The 26,928-nt window shown below is 44.3% G+C and carries 23 protein-coding genes and 1 tRNA gene; 7 read left to right on the forward strand and 17 right to left on the reverse strand.

The features are described 5' to 3' along the window. The first annotated feature begins 3 nt into the window (after nt 1–3). Together HY807_04475 and HY807_04480 are read left to right on the forward strand one after the other, a co-directional pair. Nucleotides 4–2,649, forward strand: coding sequence for a HEAT repeat domain-containing protein (locus HY807_04475; GenBank protein ID MBI4825658.1), 2,646 nt, complete (start codon nt 4–6; stop codon nt 2,647–2,649). After that, entirely contained in the window at nt 2,646–3,920 is a 1,275-nt protein-coding gene (locus HY807_04480; protein MBI4825659.1) for a HEAT repeat domain-containing protein, read from the forward strand. The genes HY807_04475 and HY807_04480 overlap by 4 nt, the downstream gene beginning before the upstream one ends. Before the next feature lie 14 nt (nt 3,921–3,934). Here HY807_04480 and HY807_04485 read toward each other — a convergent pair whose 3' ends face one another. From HY807_04485 to HY807_04495, 3 genes are all read right to left on the reverse strand, one after another. Next, complete coding sequence (locus tag HY807_04485; GenBank protein MBI4825660.1) at nt 3,935–4,489, reverse strand: hydrolase; 555 nt, start codon at nt 4,487–4,489, stop codon at nt 3,935–3,937. A gap of 12 nt (nt 4,490–4,501) precedes the next feature. Further along, nucleotides 4,502–6,475 (reverse strand): acetate--CoA ligase, encoded by a 1,974-nt coding sequence (gene acs, locus HY807_04490; GenBank protein MBI4825661.1) that lies wholly within the window; start codon nt 6,473–6,475, stop codon nt 4,502–4,504. A gap of 96 nt (nt 6,476–6,571) precedes the next feature. Further along, the gene (locus tag HY807_04495) at nt 6,572–7,678 is read right to left on the reverse strand and encodes a DUF362 domain-containing protein (GenBank protein ID MBI4825662.1); all 1,107 of its coding nucleotides are present in this window, start codon (nt 7,676–7,678) and stop codon (nt 6,572–6,574) included. Nucleotides 7,679–7,745: 67 nt separating this feature from the next. Here HY807_04495 and HY807_04500 point away from each other — a divergent pair, with 67 nt between their 5' ends. Then, complete coding sequence (locus tag HY807_04500) at nt 7,746–8,549, forward strand: acyltransferase (GenBank protein ID MBI4825663.1); 804 nt, start codon at nt 7,746–7,748, stop codon at nt 8,547–8,549. A gap of 219 nt (nt 8,550–8,768) precedes the next feature. Here the strand turns inward: HY807_04500 and HY807_04505 are convergent, their stop codons facing one another. From HY807_04505 to HY807_04570, 14 genes are all read right to left on the reverse strand, one after another. Next, on the reverse strand, nt 8,769–9,464 hold the full coding sequence (locus HY807_04505) for a cytochrome b/b6 domain-containing protein (GenBank protein ID MBI4825664.1): 696 nt from the start codon (nt 9,462–9,464) through the stop codon (nt 8,769–8,771). A 37-nt stretch (nt 9,465–9,501) separates the two neighbouring features. After that, the gene (locus tag HY807_04510; protein MBI4825665.1) at nt 9,502–10,764 is read right to left on the reverse strand and encodes a hypothetical protein; all 1,263 of its coding nucleotides are present in this window, start codon (nt 10,762–10,764) and stop codon (nt 9,502–9,504) included. A gap of 16 nt (nt 10,765–10,780) precedes the next feature. Beyond that, entirely contained in the window at nt 10,781–13,693 is a 2,913-nt protein-coding gene (locus tag HY807_04515; GenBank protein MBI4825666.1) for a hypothetical protein, read from the reverse strand. 96 nt (nt 13,694–13,789) lie between these two features. After that, a complete protein-coding gene (locus HY807_04520) occupies nt 13,790–15,205 on the reverse strand; it encodes a hypothetical protein (GenBank protein MBI4825667.1) in 1,416 nt (471 codons plus the stop codon). 33 nt (nt 15,206–15,238) lie between these two features. Beyond that, nucleotides 15,239–16,039 carry a hypothetical protein gene (locus tag HY807_04525; protein MBI4825668.1) on the reverse strand — a complete coding sequence of 267 codons (801 nt, stop codon included), beginning with the start codon at nt 16,037–16,039 and terminating at the stop codon, nt 15,239–15,241. 195 nt (nt 16,040–16,234) lie between these two features. Continuing rightward, nucleotides 16,235–16,876, reverse strand: a complete 642-nt coding sequence (locus HY807_04530) for an adenylate kinase (GenBank protein MBI4825669.1) — start codon at nt 16,874–16,876, stop codon at nt 16,235–16,237. A 31-nt stretch (nt 16,877–16,907) separates the two neighbouring features. After that, complete coding sequence (gene mdh, locus HY807_04535; GenBank protein ID MBI4825670.1) at nt 16,908–17,834, reverse strand: malate dehydrogenase; 927 nt, start codon at nt 17,832–17,834, stop codon at nt 16,908–16,910. Between the two features lie 123 nt (nt 17,835–17,957). After that, nucleotides 17,958–19,094 carry a metallophosphoesterase gene (locus tag HY807_04540; GenBank protein MBI4825671.1) on the reverse strand — a complete coding sequence of 379 codons (1,137 nt, stop codon included), beginning with the start codon at nt 19,092–19,094 and terminating at the stop codon, nt 17,958–17,960. Nucleotides 19,095–19,103: 9 nt separating this feature from the next. Beyond that, nucleotides 19,104–20,153: a mechanosensitive ion channel gene (locus HY807_04545; GenBank protein ID MBI4825672.1), complete on the reverse strand. Its 1,050-nt coding sequence runs from the start codon at nt 20,151–20,153 to the stop codon at nt 19,104–19,106. Nucleotides 20,154–20,319: 166 nt separating this feature from the next. Next, on the reverse strand, nt 20,320–20,895 hold the full coding sequence (locus HY807_04550; protein MBI4825673.1) for a hypothetical protein: 576 nt from the start codon (nt 20,893–20,895) through the stop codon (nt 20,320–20,322). Nucleotides 20,896–21,028: 133 nt separating this feature from the next. Beyond that, nucleotides 21,029–21,292 carry a DUF5334 family protein gene (locus tag HY807_04555; protein MBI4825674.1) on the reverse strand — a complete coding sequence of 88 codons (264 nt, stop codon included), beginning with the start codon at nt 21,290–21,292 and terminating at the stop codon, nt 21,029–21,031. A gap of 568 nt (nt 21,293–21,860) precedes the next feature. Continuing rightward, entirely contained in the window at nt 21,861–22,394 is a 534-nt protein-coding gene (locus tag HY807_04560) for a GNAT family N-acetyltransferase (GenBank protein MBI4825675.1), read from the reverse strand. Nucleotides 22,395–22,403: 9 nt separating this feature from the next. Further along, the gene (locus HY807_04565; protein MBI4825676.1) at nt 22,404–22,562 is read right to left on the reverse strand and encodes a hypothetical protein; all 159 of its coding nucleotides are present in this window, start codon (nt 22,560–22,562) and stop codon (nt 22,404–22,406) included. Nucleotides 22,563–22,743: 181 nt separating this feature from the next. Continuing rightward, nucleotides 22,744–22,820, reverse strand: a tRNA-Met gene (locus tag HY807_04570). A 122-nt stretch (nt 22,821–22,942) separates the two neighbouring features. On the opposite strand from HY807_04570, the gene HY807_04575 reads away from it, so the two are divergent. The 4 genes from HY807_04575 to hemC all read left to right on the forward strand — a co-directional run bounded on the left by HY807_04575 (nt 22,943) and on the right by hemC (nt 26,750). Next, entirely contained in the window at nt 22,943–23,530 is a 588-nt protein-coding gene (locus HY807_04575) for a hypothetical protein (protein MBI4825677.1), read from the forward strand. 160 nt (nt 23,531–23,690) lie between these two features. Then, on the forward strand, nt 23,691–24,512 hold the full coding sequence (gene ccsB / locus HY807_04580) for a c-type cytochrome biogenesis protein CcsB (GenBank protein ID MBI4825678.1): 822 nt from the start codon (nt 23,691–23,693) through the stop codon (nt 24,510–24,512). Between the two features lie 26 nt (nt 24,513–24,538). Then, a complete protein-coding gene (locus HY807_04585; protein ID MBI4825679.1) occupies nt 24,539–25,819 on the forward strand; it encodes a glutamyl-tRNA reductase in 1,281 nt (426 codons plus the stop codon). Continuing rightward, nucleotides 25,806–26,750 (forward strand): hydroxymethylbilane synthase, encoded by a 945-nt coding sequence (gene hemC, locus HY807_04590; protein MBI4825680.1) that lies wholly within the window; start codon nt 25,806–25,808, stop codon nt 26,748–26,750. The genes HY807_04585 and hemC overlap by 14 nt, the downstream gene beginning before the upstream one ends. Nucleotides 26,751–26,928: the final 178 nt, after the last annotated feature.

Raw genomic sequence — 26,928 nt, forward strand, 5'->3', positions numbered from 1 at the left:
TTTATGAAAAAGACTATTTTTATATTTATAATGCTTCTTGTTAGCATTTTCCCATCACTCTCTGATGCAGGATTTTTAGGCCCCTATACAGGCCAGGTTATTGACAGCCAGACAGGAGAACCGGTAGAAGGCGCCTCAGTCTTAATCTACTGGGAAAAACTTGTTCCTTATATTATGCAATCAAGCACAGAACTGATTGAAGTAAAACTTGTTTATACTGAAAATAATGGCAAGTATGAAATACCGAGGATTTTCGCTAATCTTGGCCTCATGAGCCGCTTGGAATCAACAAATGTCATTATATATCAGCCAGGTTATCAGGCTTATATAATGAAAATATGGGATGACAACCCATATTCAAAACCAGACCCTTCGTTTAAAGAAAAAAATAATGTTGTAAAACTCGATAGAATTCCGCCGATGTTTGATCATAAAGAACATTATGAAAAGATAGATGACGCCTTAGAAGGTATTGATGTCTATCCCCCTTATAGTTATACTGCGGATAGTGGGATGCCTTGGGAGAAAGTCTTTGAAATATTTCTTAAGACTCATGCAAAAGACCAACTTTTAAGGCGGGTTGAATGGGAAGGAAAACGCGGTGATTCATTGAGTGGTATTAGCTGTTTCCCTCCAGACAAAGCAGGATATTTTGAGAAATGGAGTAAATTTTTAACAAATGGGAACAGCAAAGAGAAAGTATCCGCGCTGTATAACTTTCCATGCGTAGATTGTTGTAAGACAGATAGTGGCTTCAACGTCATTACCTTGATTACAAATGCCATCAAAGATAGTGATCCATTTGTAAGAGAGGAAGCTGTCTCATCATTAGTACGTATAAAGAGATTCTCAGAAAAGTGTTGCAAAGAAACAGATATAGTTCCTGAGCTAATTAATACTCTTAATGATAAAAGCCCAGCGGTAAGGGCAGAAGCTGCTAAGGCTCTTGGTTATTATAAAGACAAACGCGCTGTTGAACCGCTTATTAACTCATTAAAAGATAAAGATCCGTGGGTAAGGATTAACGCCGCTTCGGCTTTAGGGGAATTAGGTGTAAAACAGGCAGTTGATGCCCTGCTCAATTTAATAGATGACAACTCTGACTGGCGTAATAAATTTGTTCAGCAAGAATGTATCTTAGCACTGAGAAAGATAGGAAGTCGTACAGGAATTGGCGACCGAAAAGTAATATCTGTTTTAATGAAACATTTCAATGATGAATACTTAAAGGCAGAGATCATAATAACCTTAGGTTTATTTCAGGCTGAAGCAGCCAGCGATTTGCTCGCCATAGCTGCAACTGATTCAAACGAAAGGATAAGAAAATTAGCATTAGAAGCAATGTTAAGATTACCTCGCGGCGGCATTCAGACAAAACAGACAGGAGATTTAAATATTGATATTTACATAAAATCCTTAAAAGACCCTTCAGTGGAGGTACGGGTTCAATCTATTAATGGATTGGGAAGGTCATACAGCAAAAGAGCCGTAGATCCATTAATTGAGGCTTTGGACGATAGCAGCGAAAAGGTCAGACAAGCGGCAATTACAGCTCTGGGGAATTTTGTAGATGAGAGAATACTTGACGCATTAATCAAACACTTCGGTTCATCAGCAGCTAAGTCATTTTTATCCATTGCTAAAAAGGCAAGTAAAAAGAAAATATATATTTATATTAAAGACGGCACTCGGCATGTCACAAATAATCTCCATGAACTGCCAACAGGAGTTAGTATTACAGAACACATAGTTTATCCAACTGCTGTAGATAAGCTTATTGATGGCTTAAATAACTCTGGACAAAATATTAGCTTTAACGTTCTGGAGATAATCGAGAATTTTGAGGATGAAAGAATAGAACCACTTTTAATCAAATTCCTTGATGACCCGAATTACTTATTAAGACAAAAGGCAAGTAATATATTAAGTCGTATTGGCACCGATAGGGCAGTGCCTAAATTACTTGTAGCGCTCAATGATCAAAATGGAAGTATAAGGGCGGAGGCAGCCAATACCTTAGGAATAATTAAAGATAAAAGGGCATTGGACCCATTAATAGAACGGTTGAATGATACTGATGACAATGTAAGGGCAACAGCGCTATCTTCTCTTGGGAAATTTAATGACCCGAGGATAATAGATTTAAATATCAAAATGTTACAAGACAAATCAACACATGTTAGAGGGCATGCCATATATAACATACGTGAAAAACCAGACAAAAGAGCTGTAGAATTTTTAATACCCCTGTTAAATGATTTAAAAGCACAGTATATAGCAGCTGAGGCTCTTGGAAAGTGCGCAGATACGAGAGCGGTCGATCCACTGATCAAAGCATTAAAAGGTGACGGTCGTAGTATTTTTAGAGAAAGTGTGGCCAAGGCATTAGGTTTAATAAGAGACAGGAAGGCAGTCCCCACATTAATAGAAATAGTTTCTGATCAGAAAGAAGCCCTTAATATGCGTAGCACAGCGGCTATTTCTCTTGGTGACATTGGTGATTCATCTACATTGGAAGCTCTGAATAATATATTAAATGAAATAAAACCCCCTTTCCATCGAGATGCGAAGGAGGCTATTGAAAAACTACAGGGAGATGTGAAGGAGGCTATTAAAAAGATACAGAGCCAACAAGGTAACAATAAATGATTCGCCCAGTCATGTTATTTACTGCAATTATTTTCCTCTTAAATATTGCAACCGGTTTTTCATCTGACGATCTCCAATCTATAATAGCCCGCCTTAAGAATGACAATCCAAAAATAAGACGAGAAACCACAGACCAACTCGGAGACATAGGCGATAAAGAGGCTGTGAAATATCTGATCCCTCTTTTGAAAGACGAAAACGAATATGTAAGACAGGCAACAGCAAGAGCATTGGGAAAGCTGAAAGATAAAGAAGCGGTTGGATCTCTAATCAATACACTGAACGATCCTGACATTAATGTTAGAGCATTTTCTGTCTGGGCATTAGGAGAAATAAATGATTCGAGGGCTGTTGAACCGATGTTATCTTTACTTATTGATAAAGAGGAGAAGATAAGAGATAGGAGCTTTGAGTCGTTAAGGAAGTTTGAGGACCCAACCGCAAAAAGATTAATGGTTAACACTCTTATTGAAGGTTCAAAAAATTATAATCTTGACACTCATATGCAAGCTGAAGGAATGTTAGGGAAGCTCATCTCCATTGGAGGCAACGATATAATATTAAAGGCATTGGAAGACCCGCAGGGCGATAATGCCGAAACAGTTGATAACTACATAAAGCTTATGGAAGCTAATATCTTTCATGTTAGTGATATTACAAGAAAAGCCTTAAAAGATTACAATGATAGAAATTTGGTGATTTCAGAATTATCAGTTTTTATCAGCGGCAATGAATCTCCGTATGCTTCGATCAGATTTTTGGGAGAGCTTAATGACCCCAGAGGTGTACCTATTTTAATCGGTACGCTTAAGAATAAAGGTTCTTCTGTAAAGACTGTTGCAATTGATGCGATTGGGAATTTAGGTGATAAAGAGGCGGTCATGGTTCTTTTAGATGTTCTTGCTGACCCTAAAGAATATACCGGAACGAGAGATCATGCAGCAAGGGCCCTTGGTAACATAGGTGATGATAACGCCTTAGACTCACTTCTAAATATTCTGAAGAATAAAACAGAAAATAAGGAAGTTCGCACAGGTTCAGCAGTTGCGCTCGGAAGCATCAGAGATAAAAGAGCGGTAGAGTCATTAATAGATATATTCAAAAATGATAAAGAAGATGTATTGCTAAGGATTGCAGCAGCCTCCGCCCTTGGAGATATAGGTGATGAGAGAGCTGTCAAACCTCTTGGAGAAAAAATAGAAGACCCTTCCGGCTATTTAAAACAGGCTGTTCAAAATGCTATACGCAAGTTAACTAAAGGGAATAAATGAAAAAGCTATGAGTACTACTTTATCCTTTTCGAAATCGCCTTGAACTCAGCAGTTCCGGCTTTTTCAAGGAGTTGAAACAATACCGTCTCTGTGCCGGTTATCACAGCTCCGGCATTGCGCATCAACTCCCTGCCAGTGAGATAGTCATCCTTCTTTCGTGAGCATACAGCATCGCTTACCAGATGAACGAGATATTTTTCTTTCAGTAAACTCAAACATGTCTGCAATACACAGACATGCGTCTCCATGCCGGTGAGGATGATCTGCGTTCTCTTTAGAGATGTTAGCTTCTTGAGAAAACCGTCTCCCTTACAGCAGTCAAACGTGACCTTCTCAAGAGGTTCATACACAGGCAGGGCTTCTTTTATTTCATTAATCGTATGGCCGAGCCCCTTTGGATATTGCTCTGTAACAACGATGGGTATGTTTAAAAGTTTCGCAGCCTCAATAAGATGAAGGCAGTTGTTCACCACCTTCTCCCTCTGCTTCATGACAACAGCAAGCTTCTCCTGTATGTCAACAATAACGAGGACGGAGTTGTCTTTATTGAGGATGAATTTATCCAACATTTTTTTTACTCTCTACAACCGCTCCTTCACAAGATTATCCACAACCGAGGGGTCGGCAAGGGTTGATGTGTCGCCGAGGTCGCCTACATCACCCTTGGCTATCTTTCTTAGGATCCTTCTCATTATCTTTCCGCTCCTTGTCTTAGGCAGGCCGGGGGCAAACTGCATCTTATCCGGCGTTGCAATGGGGCCGATCTCCTTTCTTATATGGCCGATCAATTTCTTTTTAAGGTCTTCGGAAGGCTCCCGCCCTTCTTTAAGCGTGACATAAACATAGATGCCTTCACCCTTGATATCATGAGGATACCCGACAACTGCCGCTTCAGCAACAGCTTCATGGCTGACGAGCGCTGACTCAACCTCTGCGGTGCCGAGCCTGTGGCCTGAGATATTAATGACATCATCGATCCTGCCCATAAGCCAGTAATCGCCGTCCTCATCAAATCTCGCCCCGTCGCCCGAGAGATAATTCCCCGGGAATTGCGAGAAGTAAACTTCTTTAACGCGTTTCTGTTCGGGATCGCCGTATGTACCCCTGATCATCCCGGGCCATGGCTTTTCAATGAGGAGATATCCTCCTTCGTTAACACCGGAAGCGGAACCATCCTGTTTTACTATTTTAGGAACGACACCGAAGAACGGCCTGTTTGCAGAACCGGGCTTGAGCGTCATTGCGCCCGGAAGCGGCGTTATAAGGATGCCGCCTGTCTCGGTTTGCCACCAGGTGTCAACTATCGGAAGTTTACCTTTGCCTACATGCGTGTGATACCACATCCATGCCTCAGGATTTATCGGCTCGCCAACAGAACCGAGGAGTTTAAGAGAAGAGAGATCGTATTTGTCCACCCATTTTTCGCCTTCCTTCATAAGCGCCCTGATGACGGTCGGGGCCGTGTATATCTGGTTTACTCCGTGTTTGTCGCAAATCTCCCAGAACCTTCCGGGATTCGGATATGTAGGCACGCCCTCAAACATAAGGCTCGTTGCCCCTTCTGAAAGAGGCCCGTAGACAATGTAGCTGTGACCTGTGACCCAGCCGATGTCTGCTGTGCAGAACCAGGTGTCTTCTTCATGATAATCAAATATGTATTTAAAGGTTAGGTTTGTATAGACCAGGTAACCGCCTGTTGTGTGGAGCACACCCTTGGGCTTTCCTGTTGATCCGGATGTGTACAGAATGAAGAGCGGGTCTTCAGCATCCATCTGCTCGGGTTCGCAGTAATTGCTTATGTCTTCTGCTTCCATCTCTTCATGCCACCAGAGGTCACGGCCTTCTTTCATTGTAGCGCCGTCAGTCCTCTTGACCGCTATTATCTTTTCTACCGTCGGACATTCCTCAGCAGCCAGGTCGGCATTTGCTTTAAGGGGAACATTTTTCCCGCCCCTTACTCCATGATCTGATGTGATGACCATCCTGGCGCCGCAGTCCTGTATCCTGTCCCTGAGAGCATTTGAACTGAACCCGCCGAATACGATACTGTGAATAGCGCCTATCCTCGCGCATCCGAGCATTGCGACCGCAAGCTCCGGTATCATAGGCATATATATCGCAACCCTGTCACCCTTGCGGATGCCGTTCTTCCTGAGCACATTGGCGAACCTGTTCACCTCAAGATGAAGCTGCCCGTAAGTATAGGTCTTGTATGAGCTGTCGTCAGCCTCCCATATGATCGCCGCCTTATTTCTTCTCCCTGCCTTTAAGTGGCGGTCAAGGCAGTTGACCGAGGCGTTCAGCTTTCCGCCGGGGAACCACTTGATTTCAGGCTTGCTGAAGTTATATTCAAGAACCTTGTCCCACTTTTTATACCATGTAATATTTTTTTCAGCGATCTCTCCCCAGAAGCCTTCCATATCATCAACTGAACGTTTATATAGCTTTTCATACTCTTCCATGCTCTTGATGTGCGCCTTTCCGCTGAACTCCTCTGAAGGCGGGAATGTCCTTTTTTCTGACATTAAGACCTGAATTGATTTCTCTTCCGGCATATAAAATTCCTCCTTGAAAAGTATCGTGCTATGGTATTTATCTTAAAAAGAGACTCTGGATTCCCGCTTGTGCAGGAATGACAAAGCCTTATTATCTTACATCTTCAGGCATCTTCTTGCTATCATCCCGGGCATAGTCTCTTTTGCCCTCAGGGCGCCGTGGGGACAGACCTCTATGCAGCAGTAACACCTTATGCATTTTTCATAGTTAAAATCAATTCTCTTTTTTGCGCGGCTTATCGCTTTTGCGGGACAGTACTTCCAGCATTCACCGCAGAGTTTGCACATCTTGTCATTGCATACAGGCCGTTGGGTTAAATGGCTTCTCATAAAGCTGTGAAACCTTTTCGGGCCGAACATTCCTGAGGTTGTCTGCGGAAACTTAAAATCTCTTATCTCAGGCATCGTCCCTTCGATCTCAACCTCTTCATCTGCCAGCCCATACTCAATAGCGATCTTGTTGGTCAATAACTTCTCAGGTTTGATCCCAAGCATCCTGCATAAAGCGATATCCAAAGCTACGGTGTCCCGGCTGCCTGCGATTATGCCGATCTCCCTCGGCTCACCGCTCCTGCCGGGCCCCTGTCCCTCCATCCCGAGGATCCCGTCGATTATTGTTACAGAGGGTTTGACAGCTTGATAGATCCTGACGAGCAGCCTTGCAAAGAGCTCTCTCTCCATGCCCGCTCTCAAATGCCATTCGGGCTTCTTCATCCCGACTATGCAGCCGAAGAGGTTTTTTACTCCAAGCGTAAGGAGCATCTGCGAATGGGTCTTTAATTTCGGGAGGTTTATGAAGAGGTCGGCATTCAACGCCTCTTCAGCTATCTCGATCTTGCCGAATGGTTTGCCTGCTTCAATAGAGACGCTTTTTTTAAATTCGCTAAACTCAACATCAAGGCCTTCAAGAGCGCTTCTGGCCCCGCTCTCAACAAGTATCTTTTCAAAAGAGCCCGTGGCAGGGCTGTCCGAGATAACTGGATGAGCGCCCATATAAAGCACATACTCCGCAGCCGCTTTAATGATCAAAGGGTGGGTTACTATCGCCTTATCAGGAGGTGCCGGAGCAAGGAAGTTCGGCTTTATCAGCACACGGCTTCCCTTCTGAACCATACCTCCTGCCACTGCGTCAAAGAGATCAAAGAAAGCCGGCTTTAATGTCTTATAGTCGTATGACGCGTTCCTGATTATTACCTTTGCCATAGTTATCTATCTTAACAAAATCAAAAACAGTTAGACATTTTCCGGCATTTGATGATACCGTATTAAAATGAAAACGGGCGTCTTTCAATTTGATACGGCATTCGGGGAAAAAGATAGGAACCTGAAGAAGGTTGCGGCTGCATTAAAAGATATTGACCTTCAGCTCCTTGTCCTGCCGGAGCTTTTTGCCACAGGCTACCAGTTCAGGTCACATGATGAGGTGGCGGAACTTTCTGAAACTGTTAAGGGCGGGCAGACAACAGAGTTTCTCTGTGATATGTCCAGAGAAAAGGGCATCTATATCGTTGCCGGGCTTCCTGAAAGGGGCGGAGATAAATTTTATAACTCTGCCGTGCTCACAGGGCCTGAAGGATTGATAGGCACATACCGCAAGACCCATCTCTATTTTGAAGAGACATTATACTTCACGCCCGGAGATACAGGCTTCAGGGTGTGGGATACAAAGATAGGGAAGATAGGTGTCATGATCTGCTATGACTGGTTCTTCCCGGAATCATTGAGATGCCTTGCCGTTGAGGGCGCGGAGATAGTCGCGCACCCTTCAAACCTTGTGCTTCCATACTGCCCTGATTCCATACATGTAAGGGCGCTCGAGAACAGGGTATTCACTGTCACCGCAAACCGTATCGGCATTGAAGACAGAACAAGCGGCAAGCCGCTGAAGTTCATAGGAAGGAGCCTGATAGTTTCACCATATGGAAAAGTGCTGGCAAAGGCGTCTGACAGGGATGAGGCAATTATAGTCGCAGATATCAATCCTTCGGACGCCAGGGACAAATCAATGAACGTTTATAATGATATTTTTGGCGACAGAAGGCCGGATATGTACGGAGCCCTGCTTAAAAGATAATTTATTAACAGTGAGTTGTAATATTGCCTGCTTCCAGTTACTGCTGAACATGCTGCGTATGTGGAAAAGCTTCCGTCCATCCATACAGACCCGTTTGACCGTATCCTGATCTCTCAGGCAAAGTGCGAGCCTATGATGTTTATCACCCATGATGCTCTGTTGTCCGGTTATGGTGAGCTGATTATGGTAATTTGATAATAAAGCAAATCAGGCTGTTCATCACCTCTCACGATCAGTCGGCCGATCATCCTCATAATGTTCCCGATACCATTTGGTGTAATGATGTTTTGCCCAGTGCCTGTCAACAAAGCCTGTTATCATGCCTTCAAGCCCGATGCGGCTTGCGGGATTTATCAGCGCCATATAGATATGTCCTGCTATCAGCGGAACGACTATCATCGCCATAAGGAAATGCAGAACCCATGATATAAAAGCGACATCGGTCAGCCATACCAGAAGGCCGGTCAGTATGTAAAGCGGGTATGTCGCCATGAGGTTCATGAAGTTGATCTTTTCCGCGGCATTGAACTTGCCCTGCTCAGGGAGCACGAACTTTTTGCTTACTGCGGCAAGCCCCATGAGTGAGAGCCATCTCAGGTCTTCAATCGTCCAGACCCATGCCTGCCTTATGTTGTAAAAATATATCCTGTGATCCCCTTTGCTTTTCATCACCGCTATAAGTGGAAGAAATATCAGGAACATGCCTGATATCCTGTGCGCCCAGGAGAACAACGCGCGGTAAGGACGCTGCGGGTCAGGGTTGTAGACGATGACCATCACAAGCGCTGTTGCCATGCATACGAGGAACGGCACCGCCAGCGCCCAGTGCAGAGACCTCTCTGATTTTCTGAAGCGCAATATCTTTTCTGAAACCGGGATATCATCTATAATCTTATTTTCATCACCCTCGCTCATTTACACACTCTCCTTTCCGTCAGTATCTTCATAATACTTAGAACTTATATCCGACCTTTGTGAATATGGATGTGTTGTAATAATCATCTTCCTGATAACGCTCGGCAGAAACAAACAGGTCATAGCTCTTATTTATCCTCCAGGCAAGCGACGTCCCGTAAGTCAGGGTATTGTTTGTAAAGCCTGAACCGCCGCTTTGAAGCTCCTCGAGCTCCTTGCTTATATAAACTGAAGCATCCACATCTTCAAGTATCCTGTGCGAGACCTCCGCCCGGAATTCATTCGAAATTGAATCAAAATTATCTACATGGGTATAATTGCCTGAGATATCAAAGCCATGGAGATCGCTTTTCTTCATTCCTGCCGTGTATCTCAGCGCCTCCGCGTCGTCTTCCCCTCTTTTCTGATATGCCACAGACCCGAATATCTTCAGGCCTCTTGAGATGTTGTAATCAACCTTGAAGCCTGTCCTTGCGAGGGAGTTGAAGTCATAGAAATAGTCATCATAATAATCTATCTTGAAATAATCCTTTGCAGACGCATACAGTTTCACAGCCCTGTAATAGCTGTGAAAGAGCGTGAACCTCAGGTCTCTGGAATATGCGTACAATGCATTAAGGTTGAGGTTCTCAAGGTTTATCATATCATTCAATTGATTTCTGCTCGCGACCGCGATGGCATTGAGCTGAAGTTTTTCGATCGGGCTGGAGTCAAGCTGCATGGACGCGTACTCCCTGTCGGTCTCTCCTTTATATCTCATGTTCTCATAGCCCATCTTCAGATCGTACTTCTCCTTGTCTATTTCGCCGTAGACCCCGATGCTCGTGAATTTGGAGTTAAAGGAGCTGTCATACCTGTCAGGCGCGAGGCCGCCGAATATGCCTATGCCGATATCATCGGTAATGAGATATTTAACATTGAGGCCGTCAATATATGAGTTGTACATCTCCTCTATATACTGCCTGCCCAGAACGGCTTTAAGCTTTCCATCCGGAAATTTATATCCTGCCCAGAGTTCCATCAACTTGAATTCAGGCGAGTCTTCATGCAGGTCGCCGTCAAATATCTTTCCTCTTATTCTCCCGTTAAAATTAAAATACCACCCCGGCTCTTTGGCTTCATCTTTATATATCCTTATCCTGGATGAGAGGACATGAAGATCGCTGCTCTCGCTGTCGAAAGAATAGTAATCGCTTAATGAGAGCCGCCCTTTTATCTCCTCTGCGTATGCAGATAAAGGCAGGAGTGTCAGCAGCATCACAAACATCAGCATCTTTAAGATAGTTTTAAAATGTTTCATATTCATCTCTCCTTTTTTAATCATCGTCAGCTCCTTCCCATGTATTAATGTTATGACAACGCAGACAGTCAGTAGGATTGTTCGGATGCTCCCTCGCGTGATCGCTTGAATGGCATCTGTAACAGTTATCCTCGCTGGTTCCGACATACGGCCCGGGATAACCGGCCTGATGACAAGCCGAACAGTCGAGCGACACATGAGCTCCCTGCAACTGAAAACTCTGATGGCTGACCGCACCGCTCCAAGTGTTGTTATTATGGCAGAGCAGACAGTCAGTAGGATTGTTCGGATGCTCCCTCGCGTGATCGCTTGAATGGCATCTGTAGCAGTTATCCTCACTGGTGCCTGCATATTGTCCGGGGTAACCGCTGCTGTGACATGACGCGCAATCTAAGGACACATGTGCGCCTTGCAATTGGAAACTCTGATGGCTTGTTGCGCCGCTCCAGGTGTTGTTGTTATGGCAGAGCAGACAGTCAGTCGGATTGTTCGGATGCTCTCTCGCGTGATCGCTTGAATGGCATCTGTAACAGTTATCCTCGCTGGTTCCGACATACGGCCCGGGATAACCGGCCTGATGACAAGCCGAACAGTCGAGCGACACATGAGCTCCCTGCAACTGGAAACTCTGATGGCTGACCGCGCCGCTCCAGGTGATTCCATTATGGCACTGCGTACAGTCTCTTGGAAGTGACGGATGCTCCTGAGTATGTTGAGAGCTATGGCATGTATAACAGTCATCAGGGCCCGCCCCGGCATACTTTCCAGGATATCCGCTATTGTGACATGACGCGCAATCCAAGGCTGTATGCGCACCTGTGAATGAAAAATTCTGATGGCCGTATTTCGCGTTTGCCCAGCTGAATTCAGAATGGCAGTCTGTGCATGCGGTGCTGAAGTTCAGGGCTGTATGCGAAGGCGAAGCTATCCGCTCAAATTTGCTTGCCGCGACGCCTGAAGCTGAATGGCAGCTATAGCAATCATCTCCTGATAAACTGATATTATCCTTGTGGCATGTCATGCAGTCATTCTTCAGGGAAGCGTGCGCCCCTCTGAATCCAAATGCCGAATGGGTAAAGGATGCCTTGTCCCATGAACCTGTTGTTGAGTGGCACTCCGCGCACTCCTTTGAAAATCCTTCGGATGCATGAAGCGGCGCCGACTGATAGTCGCTTTCATGACACGAATAACAGTCTGAAGATGTGTTCATGAAATTATTGTTCTTGTGGCATTCTGAACAATCAGCTTTTTTGTGAGACCCTGTGAGCCTGAATCCCGTATCGTTATGATTGAAGACCGCGGGAATCCATCTGTCCTGAGAGTGGCAGTCGGTGCAGAAAGGGCTGAACTGGCTCAGGTGAGGCGCGTTGTGACAGCCTGCGCAATTAGAACTCAACTTGCCGAAGCTGCCGCTCTGACGGTGGCACTTTGCACACTCCAGGCTTTTATGCGCACCTTTTAATTCTGAGGATAATGAATTATGGAGATATGTTATAGGATCCCACCTTGCCGGAGAATGGCATTTCGTGCAGGCATTGCCGAACTCGCCTTTATGTTTATCCTTATGGCAGCCCAGACATTCTTTGTAGTCGCCTTCCACCCTGAAGCTGCCGGCATCAACGCTCTTCTCTTTGCCGAATTCTTTAAAGCTGATCTTCTCCTTCTTATGGCATTTTTCGCATTCAACCTTCTCATGCTTTCCTTCAAGCTTATATCCGGCATACTCATCAGAGCCGTGCCTGAAAATCTCTTCTTTCCACTCATTCTTCACTGTATGGCAGGTATCGCACTTCTGCCCCTTGAACTGCTCCCTGTGTATATCAAAATGACAGTCGCCGCAAAGCCTATCCTTGCCGGGCTTAAGATTTCTGACAAGCTTCTCTTTTCCTGCCGGTGTTAATACTTTCTCCTTCTGATGGCATAGCCCGCACTCAACCTTCTCATGCTTCCCTTCAAGCCTGAAATCTGTAAGCTTCGCGTCATTGTGGTCAACCTTTGCCTTCTCCCATCCATCTGTGGTGTGGCACTTACTGCATACCTTCTCTTTCAGTTTGCCATTGTGAATATCTTCATGGCAGCCTGAGCATTCCTTGTTCCCTATCGGGCTGAAGCTGCTTATCGCGATCTTTTTCTCTTTACCGAATTCTTTAAAGCTTATATCTTCCTTCTTATGGCATTTGCATTTGCTGCACGTCTTCTCTTTTAACTTACCCTTGTGCACATCCTCATGGCAGCCTGAACATTCTTTAAAGTTGCCGGTAACCCTGAAGTTTGGAACGCTATAGGTCTTATCTCCGTACCCGGGCTTTTCTTCAATCGTTTCCCTTGGATGGCATTTTTCGCACTTGGCATCCTTGTGCCTGCCAGTCAATTTGAAAACAGAAGATTTATCATGGTCAAATCTGACATCTTTCCATCCTGCAAATGTATGGCAGCTAATGCAATCCTCTGAAAGCCTTTTCTTATGCACATCAGCATGACAGTTCAGGCATTCGGGTGAGAGGCCGAGATATGTCTTCTTCTCTTTATGGCATTTATTACACTCTGTCTTGTGCTTATCCTGCAGGACATAACCTGTCTTACTGTGTATGAAAGCCTCTTTATCAAGCTGGATAATATCGTAATCCTCGCCTTTATGTTCTTTATGGCAATCGATACATTTCCCTTCAGCTTTTGCGTGAAAACCTTTATCAGAGTTTATGCGGCCTATTAATTTTTTGTGGCAGGACTTGCATGAAGCATCCTCGATGCCTCCGCTTAGTGAGTGGCACTTTACGCAATTTGCTATGCCTGTTAACTCGCTGTGAGACCTGGAAAGTTGTCCTGGAGAGATCATATCTCCGTTTGAGGTTCCACAAATAAGAAGGGTAAAAAGAGAAATAAATGTAAGGTTAAAAAACATGTTTTTCGCTATTGAGAATATGGACATTTTCTCCCCCTGTAGTTCTTATTTGTTGATAACAGTTCTAAATTCTTCAGCTAAAAATCCCTCTTTTGCTTGGAAGCAAAAGAGGGATTCAGTTACTTAGTTCTCTTCCTCTATCTCTGCGCTGTCTGCGATAAAATCAACTCCGTTAAAGTTTCCCTTGGCCTCAACTGTGTCGCCTGTTCTGATTATGTTAAAAAATGCCGAGGCGTTTACGTTATTGTCATTTGCATCCGTGAATGCCGCGCCGGCAACATCAACATTTATGCCCAATATCACAAGTGAATTGTTTGGATTCTCCGAGTCCACAGGCCCTTCGATCTCATCATTGCCAAAGCCGGGATCATCATGCCTTTCAAGTTTGACAGCTATAATATCTCCGCTGCCGCTCAGGAAACCGTCTATCTCAATAAAGTCACCTGCCTGCAGGTGGGCCAGATTAAACGACCTCAGCCCCTGCGATGATTCGTCATTGAAGATCGTACTTGGGTCAAGATGTACTGTCAGGCCAAAAACAGTCACTGTGGAATTCCCGGCATTAACAGCCTCAATATTGCCTTCAAGGCCTATATTGCCTGTCTGCAGCCCGCGGAATGTTATTTTGTCGGCTATAATAACTCCTTCGGAATTAACCGTTCCCTCAACCTCAACTCTGATATTTAGAGCTATGTTATTTATAGTGCCATACTCAAAGAGCGTAGCCGCGTTAGCCTGCACCCACTGGCCGTCTACCTTAAAGTCTGTCTGAGATGTTACCTCTGTTATTACATCCTCGATCTCAATGGACTGTCCGGGCGCTGCATTATATTCCTTAAGCTCGATCTCATCAGCAAAGAGTGTATTGCCGATCAGCCCCCCTTCAACTTCAACAAAAAGGCCGTTGCTGATATCCGGCGCGGCCTGCACGTTGCTGTAATCGATCACAAGGCCATTGACTGCGAATGTTTTATTATTAGCGTTATGGCTTGAGACAGCTCCTTTGACCTCAAGGCTTTGGGGAGCAGAGGAGAGCTTTTCAATATATGTTGCAAGGATACTTCCGCTGCTGCTGACAAAACCGCTTATAATGACATTATCTCCGATTGCCATGCCCGCAATTCCGGCAATGCCCTCAAAGATCGTATTGCCGTCAATTGTCACTGTCTGCCCCAGCACTACAAGGCTGTTATTAACGGTGTTTATGCCCGTAACAGGCCCTTTAACTTCAGGGGCGAATACTATTGCAGAAGCCAGGTTCCCTGTAGCTGTAACCTCGACCCTCATGCCGACCCTTAGATCGTTTTCCGTCGCAACGCCTTTGTCTACCGTTATCTGCGTTCCTGTAGTTTCAAACTCTATGCCGTTAACAAATACACTGCCGAATCCGGACACTACCCCTGTGGACATCCCGGTTCCGCCTACTCCTCCTCCGGCATAGGTATTAGCTCCGCCGCCGCATGAGATAAATGCTGTCGAAATAACAACCAGAAGCAAGGCAGGCAATATTTTTCTCCAGCCTGCATATTTTAATTTCATATATGACATATTGATCCTCCGTATTTTGCGTGCCTATTCAAAATAAAAGATGCCGAGGCCTGCCCTTTTCCTGCCCTCTCCCTTTATACGAGGGTTGATATCCCTGTCGTAATTTGAGATGACCGCGTTCACCGACTCTATAAAGTCCTCACTCATTTTTTCAATGTTCTTTTTTACAGCCGGCAATACATCTTCCGGTATATTGTCGTATGAAACTTTTCTTTGGAAAAAGGCTTTGGCAGGATCATTGACAATATTGTTGTTAATGGTTGATATCAATTCACTGACATCAGTCCCCATGATACTTATCTTCTCAGCCTCGCCCTTCTGAACTATATATCCCTTTGTCATCAATCTGATCTTGCCGTTATTCATCTTGGCAACTCCTGTTCTCAGCATCTCATCAAGCATGGCGCGGGGCGGCATATCACCGCTGTATGCCTTAACAAGAGAAGAGAAGCTGAACTTTCCATTCTCAAAATATAACTCTTTCGGGTTCCCTTTTCTATTCTGGTAGGTAAAATCATTGCGCCAGCCGTTAATGACCCTGACAGCGCGGTTGTAACGGTCAGTCAGGTCAATATCATCCGATTCTGACAGCCCGCTCACCCTCTTGACCTCTTTGCGGGAAAGCCCTGTAAGGACAGCAACACGGGATACGGTCTGCTTTTTGCCGGGGATGGCAAACTCTCCTGACGCAACATCTACATATGCCTTTTTGGCAAGTTCGCAGAATGTGCCATATGAGACCCCGTTCCTGATAAAGAGCCTGACAAGCGGCGTAAGAAGTTTTATGACTGCTGATGAAACGGTCTTTTTAATATCTTGTGCCATATTTGGGATTATAATCCCAAATATGGGAAATGTCAAGCCAATGAAGAATGAAGTTGGAACGCTTTTGGGATTCACAAAATGAGTCCAAAGGAAAAGTCAGGTGGTTTTTGTTCAGGCCTTATAAAGTTTTGGAAAAAGATAAAGGGGACTGATTTTTTCAGTCCCCTTTAATATGATGTTCTTTGAATAGTCTATTTATAAAGCGCTTATGATCTGTGAAATGACCTCTTTGCTGTCGGTTGATTTAATATTCTTAAGCATACCTTTTTTAGAATAATAATCGATCAGCGGAGCTGTCTGGTCAATGTATGTCTCAAGGCGCTTGGTGATCGCCTCTTCGGTCTCGTCAGCCCTCTGAACCGTCTGGCTGCCGCACTTGTCGCAGATACCGGCAACTTTGGTAGGCATGCTCTTTACGTTATATATAGCCTGGCATGCAGAATTGGAGCAGGTTCTTCTTGTGGTGAGCCTGTCGAGCACGACATCTTTGCTGACATCTATATTCGCCACGAGGTCAAACTTTATGCCGAGCTTATTAAACATCTTATCAAGCTCCTCAGCCTGCGGGATCGTCCTTGGAAATCCGTCAAATATGAAGCCCTTTTTGCAGTCAGGCTCCTGCAGCCTCTTCTCCATCATGTCCATTATCAATGAATCCGGCACAAGCCCGCCGCTGTCCATAAAGCTCTTTGCTTTTTTGCCAAGCTCTGAACCTGCCTTTATTTCGCCCCTTAAAATATCACCTGTTGAGATATGAACTGAACCGTCATGTTTTACAAGCTCTTTTGCAACTGTTCCTTTTCCGGCTCCCGGTGAGCCAAGCAGCATTATCTTCATCTTTCCTCTCCTTTAAAATGGTTTTATTTGATTATTGCTCAAGCCCGGCAACAAGCCTTCTGACCGCCTCGGCTGAGACATTCATAGCTTTCAACTCTTCATCGGTAAGCGGCAGTTCAACTATCTTTTCAATGCCTTCAGCAGACAGTTCAACAGGAACCCCGAGATAAACACCTTTGATACCATACTCACCGTCAAGATATACTGAGCATGGGAGAAGCTCGTTTTTATAGCCGTACATCGTCTCGATCATCTCAACAACAGAAGCAGCGGGAGCAAAATACGCGCTTCCTGTCTTAAGCAGCCCGACTATCTCAGCGCCGCCGTTCTTTGTCCTTTCAATAATGGATATTATCTTCTCCTCCGGCAGAATATCGGAAATATCTTTTCCATCCACTGTTGTAAAGCGCGGCATGGGAACCATCTGGTCGCCGTGACCGCCAAGCACCATGGTCTGTATGTCTTTTGGAGGAACGCCAAGCTCCATCGATATAAAGCTCCTCATCCTTGAAGAGTCAAGGACACCGCCCATTCCTATGATCCTTTTATGCGGAATGCCTGTTATCTTCTGCACAAGCTGTGCCATGACATCCATTGGATTGGTAACAACGATGATGACAGCCTCAGGAGAGGCCGCCGCAACGCTCCTTGCGACAACATTTATGATCCTGGCATTTGCCTGAAGCAGGTCGTCCCTGCTCATGCCGGGTTTTCTTGCGAGGCCTGCTGTTATAACTACGATATCCGAGCCGGCTGTCTCTTCATAGCTGTTCGTACCCGTGACCTTTGAAGATGAGTTCCAAAGAGGGCATGCCTCCTGTATATCAAGGGCCTTGCCTTGCGGAACCCCTTCGACAATATCAACCAGAACAACATCTGCCAGGTTCTTCTCTGCGATTAACTGCGCTGTTGTTGTGCCCACATTCCCGGCACCGACCACCGTGATCTTTTTATGCATAATTACCTCAATATTATTATCTGAAACGGATAAACATTATAGCTGAGATGAGCAGAGTTAGACAAGTATTAATGGGACAAGATACGGCATAGCAGTCTTAATGAGATGGAGGGCATAAACGCCTTATTCGCTCAATATCTCTATAACTGTCACTTCAGGCGGAGACATGAAACGTATCGGAGGGCCCCATGTGCCTGTTCCGCGGCTCACATAAATTGCAGAGCTCTCCGTTATCTGATGGTAGCCGCTTATAAAAGGGAAGAACCCGGCTACAAAAAAGTTGAACGGGAATATCTGCCCCTTGTGGGTATGCCCGGAGAGTTGAAGATCATAGAGCCCGAGGATCTCTTTATCAATACGGGGCCTGTGTTTTAGAAAGAGGGTGAACTTGTCTGAAGGCAGTCCTGACAGAAGTTCTTTTTCAGAGAGGCTGCTCGTCTCCCGCAATCCTTCGCCGCCTCCATCATCAACTCCGGCGATATTAATAAGGCCATCTATGGTAATTCCCTCACCACTAAGCAGAGTAAAGCCCGCCCTTTTAATAAACTCAAGCGACTTCTCAAGGCCTGCGTAATATTCATGGTTTCCTGTTATGGCGAACTTCCCGTATTTCGGCCTTATCTCATGAAACATACTTGAAAGGTCATTAAGGTTGCTGCGCTGGCCGTCAATAAGGTCACCGGTGCATACAAGCATGTCAGGCTCCTCGGCCTTCACTTTATCGAGCATGCTTCTGAGCCTTTCCTCCCTTACAATATGTCCGAGATGGATATCGGATATCTGTACTATCTTTATCTTTCCTATACTCGCCGGTATCTTTGAAGAACGGACGATCACTTTTTCGACTTTAATGTCCAGTGCTTCAAAATATCCGTAAGATGTTATCATGACCGCAATGACAAGCGGCGCAAAGAATGCAAAGCCTGAAGACGGTTTAAGCCGGGAAATATCTTTTCCGAATATACGTTTAATGATAAACAGGATAGTCCGGTAACCGTCTATTGCCGCTCCATAAACAAAGAAGAGAAGCATGACCCCCATCCAGATAAATCCCACATTGGCGGTCAGATACGCGAATGTATCAAATCCCTGCTTTTCATAGAAGCGTACGAAGAACGGCGCTGAGATCATCAATATGAAAAAGAGCGCAAGCATTATCTGAGGTCTTTTGCCGGGATTAAAAGCTGCCTTTGCCTTGAGGAATGCGTAGAGATGCATTCCTCCGTAACTGAGGATGAAGATTATGAAGAAGGACATTATGGTTTAAGTTTATGCTTCTTCCTTATAGATGTGTACATCTCTTTGAGGGAACGGGATCTTGATATTTGAGGCATTAAAGCTCTTATATATCCCGGAATTAAGCTGATGAACCGTAAGTCCACGCAGAGAAGGTTCCCTGACCCAGCAGAGCAGTTCAAAGTTCAGTCCGGAATCACCGAATACCCTGAACCTGACACGCGGTTCAGGCTCTTTCTCAATATTTGAGTTTTCCGAGGCTGCGTTCAAAAGTATCTTCTCAACAAGGTCTATATCGCTGCCGTAAGCAACTGAAATTGGAACCTTGATCCTGAACTTTGGCTCGGGCGCACTCTCATTGATTATCTTTGTATTGGCAAGTATCGCATTAGGGACGGTTATCAGCATGTCGTCCATCGTCCTGATGCGAGTGCTTCTAATCCCTATTGTGACGACTTCTCCCCTTTCGCCCTGATCGAGTATTATGAAATCCCCTATCTTGAACGGCTTGTCTATGAATATGCTAATGCCGCCGAAGAAGTTTCCCAGCATATCTTTTGCGGCAAAGGCGACTGCCGCACCGGCTATTCCTGCTGATGCGACAAGAGGCGTGATGTTTATCTTCCACAACGAGAGCAGTGCCATAAGCGCGGCTGCAAATAAGATGATCCTGGAGATGTTCTCAGCAAATGGGATGATATCTTTTTTCAGCCCGGTGGAATCCGATTCTTTCTGTATCTGTGCCTGAATAACGAGGCTGCTGACCTTAATTAATGCAAAGAACCATATTATAACGATGAAGCTGTACAACATTGCGCTGGCGCGGAATACGAACTTTTCAGAGACCTCCAGATAAGAGACAGAAAGGTTTATGCCGATAAATAATGCTGTCAGAAAGAGAGGCTTGTGTATAAAATCGACAATCCTGTCATCAACATCTGATTCTGTATATTTTGTGATCCTCTTAAGAAACCTGGAGACAAAGATATCAAATATCTTTGCTATGGCCACGGATGCAACTATCGTGATCAGAGCCTTCAGATATGAAGAGGTTATATTAAATGAATCAAAGAGTTCTGACATTTTTCTACTTTAAACATAACAGAGATAAATTTCAATTAAATCAAAGAAGGTGAGGCAACAGGCTTAACAGATGACAGTTAACCGGCCGGGGATTTTGAAATCAAGAAAGAAACTCATAGGGCGAACCCTGTGATAGAGCCCGCCCTATAAGAAAGATGCGTTATTGTTATTGCACTAAAACCTGAAGAGAGTCTAAAGAAAAGTAACATCCGTCACAATTCTCATCTTCATTAAATACAAAACTTTCACCGTATAATCCTGCATCACCGATAAAATGCTTTACACTTGGGGCTCCCGGCTCAGAGCCCGGCCCGTCCGCAGAAAAACCATAATGATTATCGATCCCGAAAATAAGGGGGCGTTTCACGCCATCAGGACATGCGGCAGTGGTATTCACATCCCATTTTCCGGTGCTGAACCCTATGGAATAAGAATAAAGCTTCACCCTTTGGTTGAATGTCAATCTATAGCCGGAACTTTGTTCTTTAACGCGCCTGTCCAAAAATATCCCGTCAGCATCAATTAACATCCCTTCTTCACCGTACAATGGAGTTACAGTCAGAGTAAGTTCTCCTGACGGATCACTGTAATTGGTTTTTTCGTTTGTAAGGTCAATATACCTAAGCCTGGCAGATTCCGCCTGGCTCAGGTTCTGTTTTATCGGATTCAATGCCCTTTTTTCCGATGCGCATGAAACTAAAACAAAAAAGACCAGCGGCAGCAAAATTAAAAATCTTTTCATTTTCTTAACCTCCGTTTCTTTAGTTTATAAAAGTTATTAATTTGTTAATGGTGTTATATACTGCAAATTATTAATTAAAAAAGATGAAATGTCAAGAAATGTTACCCGTTTGTTAGATTGCATAACTCTACTCTTAATCCATATCAAGCGTTCGGGATTCCCCCGTATCGTTGTCATATACTTCAACTTCAGCACCAGACCCATTATCTGTTATAGACTGAACTTCCACGTTTTTGAACTCGCCTGTTCCATAATCATATATTTCAATTTCTTCTCCTTCTCGAACAAGATTACCCTTGCCTATTTCGACAAATGATCCTTTATCATAGTCGTATCCATCCCAAGCTATTGATGTGAATGGCACAAGAACAATCAGTAAACCAATTAGTAATTGCATGATGTATCTCGTAGTCTTGTTATAATCTAACAATTAATACAGCCTATTTACTTTTCCAAGCATTAACATGTAACCAATTTACAAAACTGTTTATAAAAATACTGTTATCATCTTCCTTTTTTGTTACATACACACATCCTTTTTATTTGGGACTGGCGGATGAAGTGTGTCACCACTTTATCCGCCTTTTTATTGTTTTAAACTTTCCTGAATAAATCTACTGCAATATGCCTGAAACTGCAAATAATTAAACCACAATATATAGCATATGTCAAGTATTACGCCACTATCCGACAACAGCTTGATTTTTAAATTGTTTTCATGTGTATAACTTGTTAATAAAATAAAAATACTATATTCAACCTATTGAGGAAACAGCAAAGTGCGATAAGGCAAAAATAATATAATAGAAAATTACACTAATGAGGGTGATCTACTTGTAACACCTGATAAATATTGGTAGCGGTGGCAGCCTCGAACTAATTATGTTTCTAAAACAACCCCGTTATTTCTGTTGACTTTTTCACGTATTCTGGGGATTATTAATAGTGCCATATCTGGCAAATAATTATTCTTTCTCTCTAATAAAAGTTATTAAATCAAAATACATCTGTCGTTCATCATCATTTTCATCAGCGGTAGTTAAAAAATCAAAACCATTTTTCTTGTAAAATGGAATGGCAGCTCTATAAGCATCTACAGTTATAAATCTACAACCTGTTTTGTTTTTAGTTGTGAAATAAATTTTTATGAAATTCATTAAATCTGTTCCAATCCCATTTCTTTGATGGGTTTTTGCAACAGCAAAACGCCCCACTTTTACTGCCGGTTGGCTCTTATGGCCTCTTTTTATAAAGGGGATTGTTCTCAGGATTTTCTTAAGTCTGCTTTTTGTGGTGTCACCTTTTTTTATGCTATCGTTTAACACGCTGAAATAGGCTATTGTTTTATCTTCACTCTCTAATGCATAAGTGACAGCTAATAATTGACGTGTGTAGTTCTTGGAGTCCTCAAGGAAAAATTCTTTTAAGTCGTTGTGGTCGCAATCAAACGGTTTTCGTTCTGTATCAGGTTCTATGCGATTAAGTTGAAAATCAGACAAGAGTAGAGATTAAAGCTTGGCGTTTTTAAGGATTTTATTGTAACTTGCCATTGCTTTATCATATTCTGATTTGGATATGCGCTTTGATTCATTTGCTTTTATATTTTTTGCAAAACGTTCAGCATCTTTTCCATACAAGACGGGGGTGTCTTTTATTGATTTTGCCATGATTCCCTCCTGTGATTATAAAACGCTATTTAATAGATAAAAAGTTATATATATATAATCAAATATAACTTTACAATTGTCAAGTTATAGATTGACAGTATAATTGAAAAGATTAGCACGAACATTAGCGCGGAAGTGATAGATAACAAGAGTGATGAACTCGTAACGTCTGGTAAAAATATGGTGGCGGTGGCTGGACTCGAACCAGCGACACTACGGATATGAGCCGTATGCTCTAACCGACTGGGCTACACCGCCGTTTATGGAAAAATGAAGAAATAAAGTAACAGAATAAAACTTTCAAAGTCAATTATAACAAATTGACAGGAGACAAGTTGCAGTCTTTAACACCATTGTTCTATTTGAGCTATAATTGCTGAATGCTTATGGATAATGACAACCCGTTTATAATAATCTCTGTCACAGGAGCGCACAGCAGCGTGGGAAAGACGACTTTGTGCGCCATGCTGTTAAAGGAGCTTAAAGGATTTGGGGCTATAAAGTTCACCCGAACGCCTTTGTACACATCGCTGATAGATGATGAAGATGTTCTGAAGCAGGATGGGAAGGATACCGCAATCATGTATGGCGCAGGCGCGGAAAGGGTGCTCTGGATAAAAAGTCCCGGGGAAGACGGGCTTGGAGAGGTTTTAGACGAGGCGCTTCAGAGGATGAAAGGCCTGAAAGGGGTCATTGTGGAAGGCAACAGTCCTGTGGATTTTTTGAATCCCCATCTGGTAATATTCATAATTGCACAAGATGGCGAAGTAAAACCATCAGCCCTTAAAGTTGCCGGCAGGGCTGATGTTTTAGTTTATAACTGCGGCAAGGATGTCATGCATTTTGACCCTCCTATCCCCATGCGGGAGGATGTCAGGGTCTTCAGTATAGATCTGATCGGAAAAAAGGGGGAATTTGATGAGCTCATCTCCTTTATCAAAGAGAGAGTTGCTGGAGGCACGCATTAAAGAAGCCTCTGTGAATAGAGTAATAACATGCCATTCCATAAGGAAGATTGCTGAAGAGATGGCTGCAACTTACCTTGAGGCCGGAGATGCCGCAAACAGACTTAAGATCAAGATACGCGAATGCGAACTCGGCTGTTTTTAAGGAGAACCTTTCATTAATATGGAAACGAATGTCCTGCTTTTTGAATTAGCCCTTACCTTTTATTCTCTTGCCACAATTGCCGGCGTAATAGAGCTCTTCAGGAAGATAAAGACAACATCGAAGGCGACATTATATTTTGCACTGATGGGGTTTGTTTTACATACTGGCAATATCGTGGTCAGGTATATTCAGGGCGGGCATCTGCCTGCTACCAATCTGCATGAATCCACTTCGTTTTTAGCATGGTGCATCCTGCTCCTCTTCTTCTTTCATGAATACCGCTACAAGCTCGGCCTTCTAAGCTCTTTTATAATGCCGATAGTGCTTATCTTCATGCTCTCATCATCTGTATTCCCGAGGGAGATAACAGAGCTAAGCCCTGTGCTTAAGAGTTATTGGTTCGGTTTTCACGTCGCGCTTGCTTTTCTTGGCGACGCGGCGTTTGCCATGGCATGCGGCATCGGCATTATGTACCTTATACAGGAACGGTTTGTGAAACACAAACACCTGGGAGGACTCTTTCAGAGGCTTCCAAACCTTCAGTCGCTTGATGAGGTCAACTATCATCTCATAACTCTCGGATTCCCTCTTCTGACGCTTGCAATGATAACAGGCGCCATATGGGCCAAATCCGTATGGGGGACATATTGGCGGTGGGACCCTAAAGAGGTCTGGTCCCTGATAACATGGCTCATCTATGCGCTTGTGCTTCATTTAAGGCTGACCGTCGGATGGAGAGGCAAGAAGGCCGCCATTCTTTCCATAGCCGGATTCCTTTTGGTCATATTTACATTTTTGGGGGTTGCCCTGCTCTTGAAGGGGATTCACGTCTTTGAGTAAGAACCTCATTAAAGATCACTAATTCAATGAATATTATCGTTGTAGGCCTTAATCACAAAACAGCGCCTATTGAAGTCAGGGAGAAGTTCGCGTTTGACGGCGGCAAGCTTCAGGAGGCGGTCAATATCCTCAAGGCGTCAAAGATAACAGATGAGAGCGTTATCCTCTCGACATGCAACCGTGTTGAGATGTACGCAGCGGTGAAGGACATAGCATCAGGGATCGAGAACATCAAAAAATTCCTTTCTGATTTTCACAAGGTACCGAGGGAGGCGCTTGATAAGTCTCTTTTTATTTATCACGGGCGTGACGCGGTAAGGCATATCTTCAGGGTCGCGTCAGGCCTTGACTCAATGGTACTGGGAGAGCCTCAGATATTAGGCCAGATAAAGGATGCGTATGACTTTTCGTTAAAGTGCAAATCCACCGGCACACTCCTTAATAAGCTGATGAAAAAGACGGTCTCTGTCGCAAAACGGACAAGGACAGAGACCGGCATTGGAAAGGGCGCAGTGAATATCAGCTATGCCGCAGTGGAGCTTGCCAAAAAAATATTCGGCGACCTGACCACAAAGGCGATTATGCTTATCGGCGCCGGAGAGATGGCAGAGCTTGCAGCCAGGCATCTTATTAATAACGGCGTAAAAGATGTTATCGTGTCAAACCGCACACATGAGAGGGCTGAAGAGCTTGCAAAGGAATTTCAGGGCAGGACGGTCAGGTTTGAATCCTTATTGCAGGAATTAAAAGATACGGATATCGTTATATGCTCAACAGGCGCGCCCAACTATATACTGATGAAAGAAGAGATGCACATGACGATGAAGAAGCGCAAACAGAAGCCGGTCTTTATAATAGATATATCCGTTCCGAGGAATATTGACCCGGAGATCGAACACCTTGATAACGTATACCTTTATAATACTGATGACCTTCAGGGTATTATTGATGTTAACGCCGATGGAAGAAAGATAGAGGCTGAAAAGGCTGCGGAGATCGTTGAATCAGAGGTCGAGACCTTCATGAAGTGGCAGGCGTCTTTAACCTCAGTCCCAACGATCGTTGCCCTGAGAGAGAAGGCAGAGGCTATAAAAAATGATGAGCTTGAGAAGGCGCTTAAGAAGTTAGGCCCTCTCGGAGAGTCGCAGACCAGGACGATAGAGCATCTTGCCAGCTCAATAGTAAATAAAATAATTCATGGCCCGACAGCCGCGCTGAAATCAGCAGAAGATGATAAAGAGCTTATCGTTGACGTTATAAGAAGATTATTTGACCTTGAAGGGGAGAAAGATAATGACCAATCGTAATATTACAATCGCTACACGCGGCAGCATGCTTGCCCTATGGCAGGCCGAGTGGATAAAGTCGCAGCTTCAGGAATTAAACAAAGATATAACGGTGACTCTCAACAAGATAAAGACGACAGGAGACATCATCCTTGATGTGCCGCTTGCGCAGGTCGGCGGAAAGGGGCTCTTTGTCAAAGAGATAGAGGAGGCGCTTCTTGACGGATCGGCAGACCTTGCCGTGCACAGCATGAAGGACGTTCCGACCGAACTGCCTGAGAGCCTGCATCTGGCAGCGATCTGCAAGAGGGAGGATCCGAGGGACGCATTGTTAGCCAGGAAGGGGATCAAGAGCATTAATGATCTCCCGCAAGGAGCACATGTAGGCACGAGCAGCCTCAGAAGGATGTGCCAGCTATTGAGCATCAGGCCTGACCTCAGGATAACCCAGCTTCGCGGCAATGTTGACACAAGGATAAGAAAGCTTGATGAGGGCCAGTTTGACGCTATCATACTTGCAACAGCCGGGGTCAAGAGGCTTGGCTACTCTGACAGGATAACCGAGAGGATAGATATTAATGTCAGCCTCCCCGCAATAGCACAAGGCGCTGTCGGCATAGAGTGCAGGATTAATGATGTGTTTATAAATGATATGCTCAAGAAGCTTGACCATCCTGAAACCTCAGTCTGTGTGAAAGCTGAGAGGGCGTTCCTCAAGAAGCTTGAGGGCGGATGCCAGGTTCCTATCGCAGGACACGCGGTACTTGAGAGCAGCGAGAAGCTTGTCTTGACCGGACTTGTAGGGAGCCTTTCAGGAGAGACCATAATAAAAGATACTATCAGCGGCAGGCCTGAAGAAGCGGAATCACTCGGCCTTCTTCTCGCTGAAAACCTCCTTTCAAAAGGCGCAGGCAAGATACTGGCTGAGGTCTATGGAAATAATCAAAAGTAGCCCGATGAATCCTGACACCAAAAGGCAAAGCTTGTGATCTAAGGATATCGTCACAAAAATCTCCAAAAGTTAAAATGCTTAAAGCCGCTGTATAGCACTTCCCAACTTTTGTTGCCCCTCAAGGTTGCATGTAGGAGATGAAAATATAGAAGCATAGTATAATTTTTCTTATTTGAAT

This window comes from Nitrospirota bacterium (assembly GCA_016207885.1).
Taxonomy (GTDB): Bacteria; Nitrospirota; Thermodesulfovibrionia; order UBA6902; family UBA6902; genus JACQZG01.

Bases quoted from the DNA above. Each gene is read 5' to 3' on its own strand.
- HY807_04505 (MBI4825664.1), bottom strand. From the start codon at position 9,464: ATGAGCGAGGGTGATGAAAATAAGATTATAGATGATATCCCGGTTTCA.
- acs (MBI4825661.1), bottom strand. From the start codon at position 6,475: ATGCCGGAAGAGAAATCAATTCAGGTCTTAATGTCAGAAAAAAGGACA.
- HY807_04495 (MBI4825662.1), bottom strand. From the start codon at position 7,678: ATGGCAAAGGTAATAATCAGGAACGCGTCATACGACTATAAGACATTA.
- ccsB (MBI4825678.1), top strand. From the start codon at position 23,691: ATGGAAACGAATGTCCTGCTTTTTGAATTAGCCCTTACCTTTTATTCT.
- HY807_04475 (MBI4825658.1), top strand. From the start codon at position 4: ATGAAAAAGACTATTTTTATATTTATAATGCTTCTTGTTAGCATTTTC.
- HY807_04500 (MBI4825663.1), top strand. From the start codon at position 7,746: ATGAAAACGGGCGTCTTTCAATTTGATACGGCATTCGGGGAAAAAGAT.
- HY807_04525 (MBI4825668.1), bottom strand. From the start codon at position 16,039: ATGGCACAAGATATTAAAAAGACCGTTTCATCAGCAGTCATAAAACTT.
- HY807_04515 (MBI4825666.1), bottom strand. From the start codon at position 13,693: ATGTCCATATTCTCAATAGCGAAAAACATGTTTTTTAACCTTACATTT.
- HY807_04555 (MBI4825674.1), bottom strand. From the start codon at position 21,292: ATGCAATTACTAATTGGTTTACTGATTGTTCTTGTGCCATTCACATCA.
- HY807_04550 (MBI4825673.1), bottom strand. From the start codon at position 20,895: ATGAAAAGATTTTTAATTTTGCTGCCGCTGGTCTTTTTTGTTTTAGTT.
- HY807_04545 (MBI4825672.1), bottom strand. From the start codon at position 20,153: ATGTCAGAACTCTTTGATTCATTTAATATAACCTCTTCATATCTGAAG.
- HY807_04510 (MBI4825665.1), bottom strand. From the start codon at position 10,764: ATGAAACATTTTAAAACTATCTTAAAGATGCTGATGTTTGTGATGCTG.
- HY807_04585 (MBI4825679.1), top strand. From the start codon at position 24,539: ATGAATATTATCGTTGTAGGCCTTAATCACAAAACAGCGCCTATTGAA.
- HY807_04530 (MBI4825669.1), bottom strand. From the start codon at position 16,876: ATGAAGATAATGCTGCTTGGCTCACCGGGAGCCGGAAAAGGAACAGTT.
- hemC (MBI4825680.1), top strand. From the start codon at position 25,806: ATGACCAATCGTAATATTACAATCGCTACACGCGGCAGCATGCTTGCC.
- HY807_04520 (MBI4825667.1), bottom strand. From the start codon at position 15,205: ATGAAATTAAAATATGCAGGCTGGAGAAAAATATTGCCTGCCTTGCTT.
- HY807_04485 (MBI4825660.1), bottom strand. From the start codon at position 4,489: ATGTTGGATAAATTCATCCTCAATAAAGACAACTCCGTCCTCGTTATT.
- mdh (MBI4825670.1), bottom strand. From the start codon at position 17,834: ATGCATAAAAAGATCACGGTGGTCGGTGCCGGGAATGTGGGCACAACA.
- HY807_04575 (MBI4825677.1), top strand. From the start codon at position 22,943: ATGCTTATGGATAATGACAACCCGTTTATAATAATCTCTGTCACAGGA.
- HY807_04480 (MBI4825659.1), top strand. From the start codon at position 2,646: ATGATTCGCCCAGTCATGTTATTTACTGCAATTATTTTCCTCTTAAAT.
- HY807_04565 (MBI4825676.1), bottom strand. From the start codon at position 22,562: ATGGCAAAATCAATAAAAGACACCCCCGTCTTGTATGGAAAAGATGCT.